Here is a 13093-nt window from a genome sequence, read left to right as displayed (position 1 = left end):
CCTCCTAGAGAATCATTTTTCTATATTGCTCCTTTTCTTTATCTTCCTCCTCATAGATATAGCGAAGCAGGAGGGATTCGGTATAATCCTTTAGGGAAGAGGACCGCAAATACTCTACTTTTCCCTGTGCAGGATGGATGTATTCCGAGGATTCTATGGCTGAGGGGATTTCACATTGAACAAACTTTTCCAGAATCTCTTCCGCAAGATTTTTTTTCAGATAGTTCCGGAAGAAGGCTAATTTTTCTTTGGAAATTATATCGGGGAGTATGGGCATAAAGATTTTTTTACACTGGGGAAAACAATCCAGGTATTTACTTAAGGAGCAGTCTGTATCCAGAATCAAGGCGGAAACCCCTGCATCCTCTGCCAGTTTATCCAGAAAAAGAGCAAGCTCACGAGAACTCATACTCTGGATATCTTCCGGAGAACGGACGGGGAGAATGGTGGAATAGCTTCCTCTGTCGTAGCTTAATGCTTTGATAATTAAGGGGCTTAAGGTATTTTCTTTAAAGTGATAAAGAGCCTCGGTTAAGCACTCCCTTTCTTTTGCTTCATTACTTTTAATACTTGAAATGCCGGGAGAATTGGACGACTGTTTATAGGCAGAACCTGACTCGGAAAGGGAAAGAAACAGCGTTTGTCTGTTTTTTCCCAAAACTTGCGCTATTTCATAGGCTAAGGCGGTCTTTCCCGACCGTCCCAAGGGACTGTAAATCATAAAAATATCTGCTCTTCCCTGCCCATTGCTCTCTAAGAGGGCGAGTTCACCGTATTGTAAAAGAATTTCTCTCATAATCCGATCTGCAGATTGGTATTTATAAATTGAGTTCTCTTTTTTCTTTTTGGAAAGAGGACTCTCCTCTGTTAAATAAAGCGTCCTTCCGGACTTAGGGGAAAAATGCAAGGACTTTGCATTCTTTTCCGATAGGAGAAGGAGATCCGAGTTTTTCTTTTTAAGAAACTCCTCCAGGCGTTCAGGAGTACTCATGGGATAAATTTGAAAGGGAAGTTTTGTATTTTGTCGTAGGTAGAGACTTAATCTTTTACAATACAGCTCGTCTTCATCATAAATAGTTAAAATTTTTTCCATAGAACTTCCTTTCCTATAGACGGATGAGAAATCGGTTTCGTTTAGCTTAACAGGGGAATGGCTGCCAAGAATAAGGCGAAGGCAAAGGGAATGTCTTCTTTGAGATAATAAAAGAGCAATAAGGAAAAAATACAGGAAAGAAACAAGAGGGAAATACTTAGATTAATCGGGAGCAGGGAGAGAAGGAGAGAGAATAATTTCCAGTCTCCTCCTCCGCTTCCGGTAAAATAAAAGAGGGGATAGCTTAGCAGAAGAATCAGAAAAAGAAGAATCGGGAAAAGAAGAATAGAGTGTTTAGAAGAGTCGCTTTGCAAAAGACAGAAGAAGCATAGAAAAAAGCAAAGAAAGAATTGCTTGGGGATTCTTCTCTCCAGGATGTCTTTTAAGGCGGCATAGAGTAGGAAAAGTAAGAGGACTTCGTAATGAGAATGAAGCATGGCTACCTCCTCTTCGGAAGAGTGTTTTTATCCCTTCCTGTACTGGATTCAGTATAAAGCCGGCATTTCGGAATGCCTATACTCGATATTCGGATATTATTTCTTCATGGATATTATCCTTAAACGGATAATGCGGAAAAGAGAAATAATGATATGATTTCCGGAAGGGAGATTGCTTTTTGAAAGAGAATAATGTATATAAAACAAAAAACTGTGCTCCATTCACAAATTCAGATAGAAAAAATTGTATAGTTTTTTTAAAAGGGCGAGTGATATAATAGAAATTTACTATGTTATGAAAAGTAGGGGGCAATAAGGAGTAAAGAATGCAAATTCGTTTGGCAAGACAGGAGGATATTCCGGAGATTTGTCGTATCTATGAGTTGGCAAGAGAGCATATGCGGGCTGAAGGGAATACAAGTCAATGGAAAAAGTACCCGAATGAAACAAATGCGTTAGAGGATCTTGCAAAGCAAGCCTTGTATGTTCTGGAAGAAGATGGCATTCTGGGAGCCTTCAGCTTTTTTACAGGAGAAGAGAAAAACTATCGAAAGATTGAAGGTGGAGCTTGGAGAAAGGCGGAGCCTTACGGTACTATACATCGGGTAGCTTCTTCGGGGAAGAGGAGAGGGATTACGAAAGCCTGTTTTTCTTTTTGCCTCGATAAGATTCCTTATCTTCGTATTGATACACATGAAAACAATCTTTCCATGCAAGCGGCTTTAAGAAATTTCGGTTTTCATTACTGCGGAATTGTTTATGTGGAGGACGGAAGCAGCCGTCTCGCCTTTGATTTTATAAAAGGAGAACCATGTTATTCATAAAAAGCCTTTTATTGGGAGTGGGACTGTCTATGGATGCAGTGGCGGTTTCCATGGCAAATGGTTTAAAGAATCCGCAAATGAAGGAAGAGAGAAAGTTGTCGATTGCCTTTTCCTTTGGCTTCTTTCAGTTTTTTATGCCGATTTTGGGTTTCTTTTTGGTAAAAAGTTTTGCCGGATTTGCACCGATTGTGATGAAATATGTTTCGGTGATTTCTACGCTTATTCTTTGCTATCTCGGGGCGCGAATGATTTTAAGCGGATACCGGAAGAAAAAGAATAAAGAAACGGAAGAAACAGAGGGGAATCTGCTTTTTCAAGCTGTGGGGACCTCGGTCGATGCCTTATCTTTGGGCTTTACCTTTTCGCAAGATTCTATCCCGAGAGTATTTCTTTCCGCCCTGATAATAGGTTTGGTCACCTTTATCTTATCTTACTGCGCCATACTTGTCGGGAAAAAGTTCGGCACGGTTTATGCCGGAAATGCGGATATCCTGGGAGGAATTGTACTCTTGGCTGTAGCTGTTTTATTGTAAAGAGGAGACAGGAAGAATGGAGTTTTCAGGGGAGCTCTTAAGCTGGTTTAGGGAAAATGGAAGAGTTTTACCCTGGCGGGGAAAGAAAAATGCATATTATACTTGGCTTTCTGAAATCATGCTACAGCAAACCCGAGTGGAGGCGGTAAAGGGATACTTTTTCCGCTTTATTGAGCGTTTTCCCGACATACAAAGCCTTGCCTTCGCGGAGGAGGAAGAGGTTTTAAAGCTCTGGGAGGGGCTGGGATATTATTCCCGTGCAAGGAATCTTCACAAGGGGGCAAAGCTTCTCGTAGAGAAATTTGACGGAAAAATGCCGAAAAACTATGCGGATATTCGTTCTATTCCGGGAATCGGAGAATATACGGCGGCGGCGATTTCCTCCATCGTTTTCGGTGAGAAGAGGCCGGCGGTAGACGGAAATCTTCTCCGGATTTTTTCCCGTTGCGAGCTTTACGAAGGAGATATTCTTTCCAAAGAAGCAAAATTTGCCGCTTTTCAATATTTTCAGGAGAAAATGAGGGATTTTCCGGGAGATTTTAATGAGGCACTCATGGATTTAGGGGCAACAGTTTGCCTACCGAAGGGGAAAATAGATTGTGCTTCTTGTCCGATATCCTCTTTTTGCAAAGCGCATCGTGGGGGAAATCCGGAGGACTATCCGAAACGGCGGACAAAAAAACCCAGGAAAATAGAAAAATACAGTATTTTTGTCTTCCGAGAGGGAGATAGAATCGCGCTTGTAAAGCGCCCTAAAAAAGGTGTTCTTGCGGGGCTTTACGCCTTTTATCAAGTGGCAGGCCATGTAAGCAAAAAGGAGGCTCTTGAAGAAGCAAGGAAACTTGGCTTTTCTGCCTTAAAACTACGGGAACTGGGAGCGACAAGACATATCTTTACCCATAAAGAATGGGACATGATTGGCTACGAAATAGATTTAGGGGAATTTCCGGAAGCGGTGGTGAAGGAGGAAGGATTCCGATTTTATACGAGGGAAGAAATAAAAAACAACTTGAGTATCCCTTCCGCATACGGGTTTTACAAGAGTTTTGTGCTATCTTAAAAGGAGTAGTCCATGGAGAAGCAATTCAAATACATCCGACTGTATAAAGAAATCCGAAGAGATATTGTGGAGGGACGCTATCGTTTTCAGGAAAAAATGCCTTCAAAGCGTATTCTTTCGGATACCATGGGAGTATCGCTCCTAACCGTGGAACACTGTTATGCTCTTCTGGAAGAGGAAGGCTATATCGAGGGGAGAGAAAGAAGTGGCTATTTTGTAAGCTACCAGGACGGTTTACTTTTTCCGGTAGAAGAGAAAGAGGATCCGGTTCAGGCTCTTTCGGAAATACCGGGGCAGGGCAAGGAGGAAATGAGCTTCTCGATTATCAGTAAAATGATACGAAAGGTACTCGGGAAGTATGGAGAAGAATTGCTGCGCCGTTCTGAAGCGCAAGGAAAGTATTTTCTTCGTACAGCATTAAAGGATTACTTAAGGAGGGCAAGAGGGATTTTTGTAACGGAGGAGCAAATTCTCATCGGCTCCGGAGCAGAGCATCTCTACTCTCTTTTAGCGCAAATTTTAGGAAGAGGACAAAGCTTTGCAGTGGAGTCCCCCTCTTATGAGAAGATGCAGAAAATATACGAAGCAAACGGAATCGAACTGGAATTTTTGGAAATGGGGAAAAAGGGAATTCACAGTGAGGCTTTACGTAAGGCGAAAAGCCGGATTCTGCATGTAACTCCGTTTCACAGCTATCCGAGCGGTGTTACCGCTACTGCGGGAAAAAGGCGGGAGTATCTGGACTATGCCAGACGAAAAAACGGATTTATCATAGAGGATGACTATGACTCGGAGTTCTCAGCTCTGGGAAAGCCGGAAGACAGTCTTTTTTCGATGGATGAGAGAAATTCCGTGTACTATATCAACAGCTTTTCTAGGACGATAGGACCCGCTTTCAGAATGGCTTACTTACTCCTTCCGAAGGAGAGAGTAGAAGAAGACCTTCAAAAAATCTCTATTTACAGCTGTTCGGTTCCGGTTTTAGAGCAATGCTTGCTTACGGAGCTTTTACAGGGAGGAGAGTTTGAAAGGCATATTAATCGAATTAAAAGACGGAGGAGAAACAGTGCGACATTTTAAAATTGATTGGATATGGTACCTTCCCAAAGGTTTTGTACAACTCACTTGCCTTAGTGCGGCTGTTTTTTCTTTGGATCAAATTTGGAAAAAGAAAATTAATCGGGAGAAGGAAGAAAATTTTCCGAAGAAATTAAGAGGCACGAGAGGAATGATAGAAATTCGAAAAGCACATAATCCCGGATTCTCTATGGGTAAACTGGAGAAATATCCGAAGTTTGTGGGATTTGTTTCCATTTTTGCAACCGGCTTCCTTTTTTTTAGTTTACCTTATTTCAGCTATACCGTTGGAGATAACTTCTTGCTACAAAAAATCGGAACGGCCCTCATCTTGGGCGGTGCCGGTTCCAATACTCTTGACCGGATAAGAGACGGTAAAGTGACGGATTATATTTATATTCGGATAGGAGTACTAAAAAAAGCAATCGTTAATCTGGCAGATATAGCTATTTTTTTGGGTTCTCTCCTCTATCTTCTGGGTTTTTTGTGGAAGGCTTGGAAAAAAATCACATAATTTATAGAAAAAAATTTCTTTTTTTAAATAAATAGTAGAAAAATACATGTTCGTTTGGTATTATGAGGAAACAACAGGAGAAGTGACAGTATTTTCATCAATGAGGGAGGAAAAATGAATAGTTTATTTTTCGCGATACCTGTTTTGGGTATTCTGGGTCTTTTGTTCGCGCTTTTTCAAGGACAGAAGATTCTGAAAGAGGATTCCGGAAATGAAAGAATGAAAGAAATTGCAAAGGCCATCGCAGAAGGTGCAGAAGCATTTCTTTTTGCAGAATATCGGATTCTTCTTTTTTTGTTTGCAGCTTATTTTTGTGCATCGGATTCGGAACAAGAAGCTGGCTTAGTGCGGTAGCTTTTGTTTTTGGAGCACTGCTTTCCACTTTGGCAGGCTACTTCGGTATGCGTTCCGCAACAGCTGCCAATGTTCGTACTGCTGAGGCGGCAAGACAGTCCGGAATGAAAAAGGCTCTTTCGGTAGCTTTTTCCGGCGGTTCCGTTATGGGAATGTGTGTTTCCGGCTTCGGTATTTTCGGAGTTGGAATTTTTTACCTTGTTACGAAGGATGTCGGCGTCCTTTCCGGTTTTTCCCTTGGGGCTTCCAGTATTGCTCTTTTTGCTCGAGTAGGCGGAGGAATTTATACCAAGGCGGCTGACGTCGGGGCGGACCTGGTTGGAAAGGTTGAGGCCGGAATCCCGGAGGATGATCCGAGAAACCCTGCAGTCATTGCCGATAACGTAGGAGATAATGTAGGTGACGTTGCCGGTATGGGAGCTGACCTCTTTGAGTCTTATGTCGGTGCACTGGTTTCTGCTATGACCCTTGGAGCCTTGCTGGAGGCAAAGTCCGTTGAGGGTGTTGCATTTCCGCTTCTTTTAGCGGGGCTGTCCTTACTTGCCTGCGTTTTGGGCAGTATTTTGGTGCTTTCTCTCGGAGGAGAAAATCCGAGTAAGGTTTTGAAAATGGCAAGCTATTCTTCGGCGCTGGCTGTACTGGTTTTTGCCTTTGGGCTTTCTCAATATTTCTTTGGAAATTTCCATGCGGCTCTGGCTGTGACGGCCGGTTTAGTTGCGGGTCTTGCGATCGGTGCTATTACGGAGTATTACACTTCGTCCGCTTACAATCCGGTAAAAGACATTGCGAAGCAGTCCGAAACCGGGCCGGCAACGAATATTATTTCCGGTATGGCAATCGGTATGCGTTCGACTGCCGTTCCGATTTTACTGATTTGTGCGGCAATCTTTGTCTCCTATCATGTATTGGGACTTTACGGGATTGCGCTTGCCGCAGTAGGAATGTTATCTACCACTGCAATTACCGTTGCGGTAGATGCTTACGGTCCGATTGCGGATAATGCGGGAGGTATTGCGGAGATGGCAGGTCTCCCCGAGGAAGTAAGAAATATCACGGATCAGCTGGACGCTGTGGGAAATACTACGGCTGCTATGGGAAAGGGCTTTGCCATCGGTTCTGCGGCACTTACCGCACTCGCTCTTTTTGCTTCCTATGCGAATGCAGTGGGCTTACAAAACATCAATGTATTGGACAGCCGTGTATGTATCGGGCTTTTTGTCGGTGCTATGCTCCCCTTCCTCTTCTCTGCATTTACCATGAGTTCGGTGAGTAAGGCTGCCTTCTCCATGATTTCCGAGGTAAGAAGACAGTTTAGAGAAAAACCGGGTATCATGGAAGGTACGGAGAAGCCGGATTACAGAACTTGTGTGAGTATTTCCACTCATGCAGCGCTACGAGAGATGATTATTCCCGGTGTTCTGGCTGTACTTGCTCCACTTGTAATCGGTCTTTTACTGGGGGCAGAGTCTTTGGGCGGCCTTCTTGCGGGAGCTCTGGTGTCCGGAGTTATGATGGCTATCTTCATGTCCAATTCCGGCGGCGCTTGGGATAATGCGAAAAAGTACGTTGAGGAGGGACATCACGGCGGAAAGGGATCGGAAACCCACAAGGCGGCAGTAGTGGGTGATACGGTTGGGGATCCCTTTAAAGATACATCCGGACCTTCTATCAATATTCTCATCAAGTTGATGACGGTTATTGCTCTGGTGTTTGCTCCGCTCATTGTGGCAGTTGGTGGAATATTATAGAAAAAGCTTAACAAAGCAAAATATATAGGATATAATATACAAAGAAGAGATATTTTACTTGTATATTTTTAATAAAAATCCCCGGGTAGAAGTCTCTGCTCGGGGATTTTTGTATAAAGCTTGGCGAAAAGCTGTGCCATATCCCTTGGGAGGAGGAATGGAAATGAAAAGAAAACTAGGTTTGGTACCAAAACTCATTATCGCAATTATTCTCGGTATTTTAATCGGGCAATATGCACCACTCGGACTTTGTAGTCTGATTGTGACCTTGTCCGGAATTTTCAGTAATTTTTTAAAGTTTGTAATTCCTTTAATGATTTTGGCCTATGTCAGTATGGGAATTGCGGATCTTTCTCAGGGTGCGGGAAAACTTCTGCTATTTACGGTGATTCTGGCATATGGCTCCACATTGATTGGCGGAACGATTTCTTATTTGGTCTCTATTAATTTGTTTCCAAGCTTTATGTCGGCAGATGCAATGAAGCAGATTCAGGCGACGGCAGATCAATCTGTGGCATCTTTTTTCAGCATCAGTATCCCGCCGATGTTTGATACTTTGTCGGCGGTAGTACTGGCTTTTATCATGGGGCTGTGTCTGTCTACGATGCGCGGGAAGGAAATCGGGTCTACACTTTATGACGCAATGAAGGACTTCTCCGGTATCATCGATAGGGTTTTACACAAAGTGATTATTCCTCTGCTTCCGCTGTATATTTTGGGAACCTTTGTGGACATGACCCGTTCCGGAAAGACCTTTGCTATTTTGTCTATTCTTTGGAAGGTATTTATTGTTGTAATTATCATGCACCTTTGCTATCTCTTTGTGCAGTTTATTGTAGCCGGTACGATTTCAAAGAAAAATCCGTTAACTTTGATGAAAAATCAGATTCCGGGTTATACTACTGCGCTGGGAACACAGTCCTCCGCGGCGACAATCCCGGTTAACTTGGAATGTGCAAAGCATGACGGCATTTCCGAACAAATTCGAAACTTCGTCGTTCCCCTTTGTGCCAATATCCATATGTGCGGTTCCATGATTACGATTACGGCTTGTGCAACGGCAGTTTGCCTTATGAATCGGATTCCCATCAGTTTGTCCACGGTAGTCCCGTTTATTATGACTCTGGGTATTGCGATGGTTGCTTCTCCGGGTGCACCGGGCGGTTCTATCATGACGGCGCTCCCCTTCCTTTATATGATTTTTGGGAAAGAAGCGGGAGATCCGAACGGACCGATTTGCGCAATCATGGTTGCCCTTTACATCACGCAGGATTCCTTTGGAACGGCTTGTAATGTGTCCGGGGATAATGCAATTGGAGTAGTGGTCAACGAGTTCTATACAAGAATGATTGCCAAAGAAAAGAAGTAAATAAAGCAGAATTAAAGAATTCCGCATATGCGGCAAGAATGGAAAAGGGGTTGTGAAAAGGATGGATTTCAGGTAAAAATTATAATCTGTTCTTTTTTGCAACCCCTGTTTAAGAAAAGAGGTATACAGTGAATGTTTTTAATATTATCGGACCGATTATGATAGGACCTTCCAGTTCTCATACGGCCGGAGCGGTAAGACTCGGCAGAGTTGTAAATAAGCTCGCGGAGGGAGGAGAATTCAAAGAGGTAGATATTGAATTGTCCGGCTCCTTTGCCAGAACCTACAGAGGACATGGTACGGATAGGGCATTATTAGCCGGCATTATGGGCTACCATAGTTACAACGAGGAAATCCGAGATGCTTTGCAGATTGCAAAGGACAGAGGGATAGATTATCGTTTTATAGAAAATGATATTCCGGGAGCGCATCCCAATACGGCGAGAATCCATTACACCCTGGATAACGGACAAAGCGGAGTTGTAGAAGGTGCCAGCATCGGAGGAGGAAATATTCGGGTGGATTCCGTAAACGGCATGCGTGTCGATTTTACGGGAGAGAATAATACCATCCTGGTCCTGCATAGGGATAAACCGGGGGTGATTGCCGAAGTTACCCATATTATGTATGAAAAGTATAAGGAACTGAATATTGGAAACTTCCGGCTAAGTCGTCCTGAAAAAGGGGGAACGGCTCTAATGACTATTGAAATTGATCAGTTACCTCCGGAGGATCTGATGAAGGATATCAATCAATTACCGAATGTGGAAAATGCCATTTTGATAAGGGCAATATAACGGTTTTGGGCTTAGTAACAGTTTTAGGATTAGTAACAGTTTTGGGCTTGGAAAAGCAGGAAAGTAGAAAGCCGGGAGAAAAAATGATTAAATATACGAGTATCAAAGAACTCTGCGATACGGCAGAGAGGCAGGGAATCAAAATCAGTGAGCTTTGTCTAAAAGATCAGGCGGAACAGATGCAGAAGTCGGAGGAGGAAATCTACTCCATCATGGAAAGAAATTTTGAGGTGATGTTGGAGTCCGTCAGCAAGGGAAATGATCCGAACCTTCGTTCCACCTCCGGTCTGACCGGGGGAGAAGGAAATAAGATGTTAAACTATGCCGAAAAGACAAACGGAGGTCTTTCGGGAAAGTTTTTAACCAAGGCCATAGGAAGAGCCATGTGTGTTTCCAACTGTAATGCCGCGATGGGAAGAATCGTGGCTACCCCCACGGCAGGTTCTTGCGGTATCCTTCCGGGATGCTTGGTATCCATGTATGAGGATAGAGGATTTGCTAAGAGGGATATAGTGATGTCTATTTTTACGGCAGGAGCCTTCGGGATGGTGATTGCGCAAACCGCTTCCATTTCCGGGGCGGAGGGAGGATGCCAGGCGGAATGCGGTTCCGCATCGGGCATGGCTGCAGCGGCCCTCGTGGAGCTTATGGGTGGAAGCCCGAGTGCCTGTGGAGATGCTTTGGGGATGGCTATTATCAATCAAATGGGACTGGTCTGTGATCCGGTAGCCGGACTCGTGGAGATTCCCTGCGTGAAAAGAAACGTCTCGGGCGTGATGATTGCCTTTTCCAGTGCGGATATGGCGCTCTCCGGAATAGATTTAAAGATTCCGGTAGATGAGTGCATTGCTGCCATGAAATCGGTAGGGGACAACATGTCTTCCAGTCTGAAAGAAACTGCGCAGGGAGGACTGGCAGCCAGTCCTACAGGTTTGGCTTTAAGAAAAAAGGTGTTTGGGGCTTAAGACAAATTTTAATATTTTGACTACTCAAAGATAGGCGGACAGTGTAGAATAGGGGGAAAATACTTTTGGAGGAATACATGAAGAAGATTAAACTGTTTTTGAGTGCATTGCTGCTTAGCGTGCTTTTACCGATGTCTGCCTATGCCTTGGATCGGTTTGTTATGGGAACGTACGGAAACGGGATTCCCCTTTCCGAAAAGACTGTAGAGGAGGCTAAGTCCTATCTGGAAGGAGAATACAGCCGAAATTATGTTTTATATATTAAGGGAAGAGATAAGGTAGAGGAAATCAAAGGATCCGATATCGGCTATCAGCTTTCCGCGGCAACGAATTTAGAGGAAATCCTGAAAAGAGAAGAGAAAGAAGGCTTGGAACCCAAAGCGGACGGTCGTTATGATTTTTCCTTAGAAGGCAGTTCCGCAAAATTTGATGAGGCAAAGCTAAAAGAAAGGATTGCACAGCTTTCCGTTTTAAAGTACAGCAAGAAAACCGCGAATGCTTATATCCAAAAAGACGGTACATACAGTATTGTTCCCGAAGTAGAGGGAGATTCTTTGGACGAGGCAAAGTTCTATGCGAATTTGTACTCCGCTCTGCAGAGGGGAGAAAATACTCTTGACTTAACGCAAAGAGGGATTTACGACACGGTGACAGTGCATAAGAGCGATCTCGAACCGAAGCTGGAGGCCGTTAGACGTCTGGAGTCCGTAGAAATCGTGACCAATATTTTAGGGAACAAGGAAGTTCTTTCCGGAGATACCTTAAGTGATATGGTTTTGGGAATCAATGGAAACGGAGTTATCTTTGATGAGGCAAAGGTTTTGGCCTATGCCAATTACTTGGAGGGAAAGTACGGAAACCCGGGAAATACGGTTTCTTTTCATTCGGCCAGCGGGAAGGACATTGCCATGCTGACTCCTTATGCTCTTCATATCAATGTACAGGGAGAAAAGGAAGCCTTAAAACAGGCTATTTCCGCCTTTAAGACGATGGAAAGAGAACCGGTTTACAGCTATAGACCTGCCCAGTATGCACAACCTCAATTCGGAACGACTTTTGTGGAAATAGATTTAAGCTTACAGCATGTTTATTACTATGAAGGCGGTAACCTGGTTTGGGAAAGTCCTACGGTAACCGGAATGTTGAGCGGAGACAGAGCGACGCCGTCGGGGATTTTTTTCTTGAAAGGCAAAGAAACGAATAGAACGCTCCGTGGCAAACTGGTTAACGGGAAACCGGAGTATGAAGCCCACGTAGACTATTGGATGCCGTTTAATGGGGGAATCGGCTTACATGACGCATCCTGGCGTTCCAAGTTTGGGGGAAATATCTATGTCAGAGGCGGCTCCCACGGTTGCATTAATTTGCCGAGAAATAAGGCGGCAGAGTTGTATAATCGGATTCAGAAGGGATGCCCGATTGTGGTTCATGAGTAGTGATAGTCGCGTTCCGGGAAGCAATCATTTAGTGAGCGGGTGAAAAATGAAAAATAATAGAGTATTGCTTAAACGACATGCAAGCATGGTGCTCGGGGTATTTATTATTTCCATCGGGATAGCTCTGTTTAAAGAGTCTCATCTCGGAAATGATCCGATTTCCGCCTTGAATATGCGCATAGCGGAGATATTCGGCATTCCCTATGGTTTTCAAAATCTGTTATGCAATATTCTGTTCTTCCTGATTCAGTTTATTTTTGGAAGAAAATACATTGGAGCGGGGACTTTTGTGAATGGAATTTTACTTGGTTATATCGTAAGCTTTTTCTATGCTATTCTGCTCCGAAACTTTGGGGCGGCTGAGGAACACGGTCTCATTGTACAGATTGTTTGGGCTGCAGTTGCCGTGGTGGTAACTTCTTTGGGAGTATCTCTTTACCAGACGGCTGACCTCGGGATTGCACCGTATGACTATCTTTCCCTGGGGCTTCGAGATAAGACGAAGAAACATTATTTTGCCTGTAGAATGTTTACGGATGGAATCTGTGCTCTGGGAACGTTCCTTACCGGAGGATTGGTCGGCATAGGAACCTTGATATCCGCATTCGGTCTCGGACCGGTAGTACATTTCTTTGATACCCATGTATCTGAAAAATTAATCGGCTATACACCGGAAGGGGAAAAGGAAGAAGAAGCGAGAGACGCATTAAAAGGTTAAAAGAGAAGCTCTTCGGCAAACTCTTAATTTTGATTATAAAAAAGCTTAAAATGTCATAAAATTGTAAAAAACACGGTATGAAAGCGTTAAAAAAACAGTTTCTTTCGTAAGAAAGCGTTAGCGAATCTTCATACTGTGTTTTTATTTTCGCCATAAGTTCTCCCTAGA

The 13093-nt window shown here is 43.7% G+C and carries 12 protein-coding genes and 1 pseudogene; 11 read left to right on the top strand and 2 right to left on the bottom strand.

The features are described from left to right. Positions 1–4: 4 nt before the first annotated feature. Entirely contained in the window at positions 5–1093 is a 1089-nt protein-coding gene (locus HMPREF9124_RS09900; RefSeq protein WP_009428003.1) for an ATPase AAA, read from the bottom strand. A gap of 41 nt (positions 1094–1134) precedes the next feature. Then, the gene (locus tag HMPREF9124_RS09895; RefSeq protein ID WP_009428818.1) at positions 1135–1530 is read right to left on the bottom strand and encodes a prepilin peptidase; all 396 of its coding nucleotides are present in this window, start codon (positions 1528–1530) and stop codon (positions 1135–1137) included. Positions 1531–1856: 326 nt separating this feature from the next. Here HMPREF9124_RS09895 and HMPREF9124_RS09890 point away from each other — a divergent pair, with 326 nt between their 5' ends. From HMPREF9124_RS09890 to HMPREF9124_RS09840, 11 genes and pseudogenes are all read left to right on the top strand, one after another. Beyond that, entirely contained in the window at positions 1857–2354 is a 498-nt protein-coding gene (locus HMPREF9124_RS09890) for an acetyltransferase (protein WP_009429560.1), read from the top strand. Continuing rightward, positions 2342–2887, top strand: coding sequence for a manganese efflux pump MntP (locus tag HMPREF9124_RS09885; RefSeq protein WP_009427719.1), 546 nt, complete (start codon positions 2342–2344; stop codon positions 2885–2887). The genes HMPREF9124_RS09890 and HMPREF9124_RS09885 overlap by 13 nt, the downstream gene beginning before the upstream one ends. A gap of 16 nt (positions 2888–2903) precedes the next feature. After that, complete coding sequence (mutY, locus tag HMPREF9124_RS09880) at positions 2904–3947, top strand: A/G-specific adenine glycosylase (RefSeq protein WP_009427928.1); 1044 nt, start codon at positions 2904–2906, stop codon at positions 3945–3947. 12 nt (positions 3948–3959) lie between these two features. After that, on the top strand, positions 3960–5027 hold the full coding sequence (gene pdxR / locus HMPREF9124_RS09875; protein WP_009428091.1) for a MocR-like pyridoxine biosynthesis transcription factor PdxR: 1068 nt from the start codon (positions 3960–3962) through the stop codon (positions 5025–5027). Then, on the top strand, positions 5014–5538 hold the full coding sequence (locus HMPREF9124_RS09870) for a signal peptidase II (RefSeq protein WP_009428931.1): 525 nt from the start codon (positions 5014–5016) through the stop codon (positions 5536–5538). Before pdxR ends, HMPREF9124_RS09870 begins: the two co-directional genes overlap by 14 nt. Positions 5539–5727: 189 nt before the next feature. Further along, positions 5728–7640 (top strand): annotated as a pseudogene (locus HMPREF9124_RS09865) (sodium-translocating pyrophosphatase). A gap of 157 nt (positions 7641–7797) precedes the next feature. Next, the gene (locus HMPREF9124_RS09860; RefSeq protein WP_036597831.1) at positions 7798–9009 is read left to right on the top strand and encodes a dicarboxylate/amino acid:cation symporter; all 1212 of its coding nucleotides are present in this window, start codon (positions 7798–7800) and stop codon (positions 9007–9009) included. A gap of 128 nt (positions 9010–9137) precedes the next feature. Further along, positions 9138–9806 (top strand): L-serine ammonia-lyase, iron-sulfur-dependent subunit beta, encoded by a 669-nt coding sequence (gene sdaAB / locus HMPREF9124_RS09855; protein WP_009428413.1) that lies wholly within the window; start codon positions 9138–9140, stop codon positions 9804–9806. A gap of 83 nt (positions 9807–9889) precedes the next feature. Beyond that, positions 9890–10771: an L-serine ammonia-lyase, iron-sulfur-dependent, subunit alpha gene (gene sdaAA / locus HMPREF9124_RS09850; protein WP_036598099.1), complete on the top strand. Its 882-nt coding sequence runs from the start codon at positions 9890–9892 to the stop codon at positions 10769–10771. Positions 10772–10848: 77 nt separating this feature from the next. After that, positions 10849–12207 (top strand): L,D-transpeptidase family protein, encoded by a 1359-nt coding sequence (locus HMPREF9124_RS09845; RefSeq protein WP_009429437.1) that lies wholly within the window; start codon positions 10849–10851, stop codon positions 12205–12207. Between the two features lie 46 nt (positions 12208–12253). After that, positions 12254–12925: a YczE/YyaS/YitT family protein gene (locus HMPREF9124_RS09840; protein ID WP_009429836.1), complete on the top strand. Its 672-nt coding sequence runs from the start codon at positions 12254–12256 to the stop codon at positions 12923–12925. The last annotated feature ends 168 nt before the right edge of the window (positions 12926–13093 follow it).

Origin of the sequence: Oribacterium sp. oral taxon 108 str. F0425 (genome assembly GCF_000214455.1) — a bacterium.
GTDB classification, from domain to species: domain Bacteria; phylum Bacillota; class Clostridia; order Lachnospirales; family Lachnospiraceae; genus Oribacterium; species Oribacterium asaccharolyticum.
The sequence above is the reverse complement of the archived record's forward strand: the minus strand, read 5'-3'. Positions and strand labels throughout refer to the sequence as shown.

Bases quoted from the DNA above. Each gene is read 5' to 3' on its own strand.
- HMPREF9124_RS09900 (WP_009428003.1), bottom strand. From the start codon at position 1,093: ATGGAAAAAATTTTAACTATTTATGATGAAGACGAGCTGTATTGTAAA.
- HMPREF9124_RS09895 (WP_009428818.1), bottom strand. From the start codon at position 1,530: ATGCTTCATTCTCATTACGAAGTCCTCTTACTTTTCCTACTCTATGCC.
- HMPREF9124_RS09890 (WP_009429560.1), top strand. From the start codon at position 1,857: ATGCAAATTCGTTTGGCAAGACAGGAGGATATTCCGGAGATTTGTCGT.
- HMPREF9124_RS09885 (WP_009427719.1), top strand. From the start codon at position 2,342: ATGTTATTCATAAAAAGCCTTTTATTGGGAGTGGGACTGTCTATGGAT.
- mutY (WP_009427928.1), top strand. From the start codon at position 2,904: ATGGAGTTTTCAGGGGAGCTCTTAAGCTGGTTTAGGGAAAATGGAAGA.
- pdxR (WP_009428091.1), top strand. From the start codon at position 3,960: ATGGAGAAGCAATTCAAATACATCCGACTGTATAAAGAAATCCGAAGA.
- HMPREF9124_RS09860 (WP_036597831.1), top strand. From the start codon at position 7,798: ATGGAAATGAAAAGAAAACTAGGTTTGGTACCAAAACTCATTATCGCA.
- sdaAA (WP_036598099.1), top strand. From the start codon at position 9,890: ATGATTAAATATACGAGTATCAAAGAACTCTGCGATACGGCAGAGAGG.
- HMPREF9124_RS09845 (WP_009429437.1), top strand. From the start codon at position 10,849: ATGAAGAAGATTAAACTGTTTTTGAGTGCATTGCTGCTTAGCGTGCTT.
- HMPREF9124_RS09840 (WP_009429836.1), top strand. From the start codon at position 12,254: ATGAAAAATAATAGAGTATTGCTTAAACGACATGCAAGCATGGTGCTC.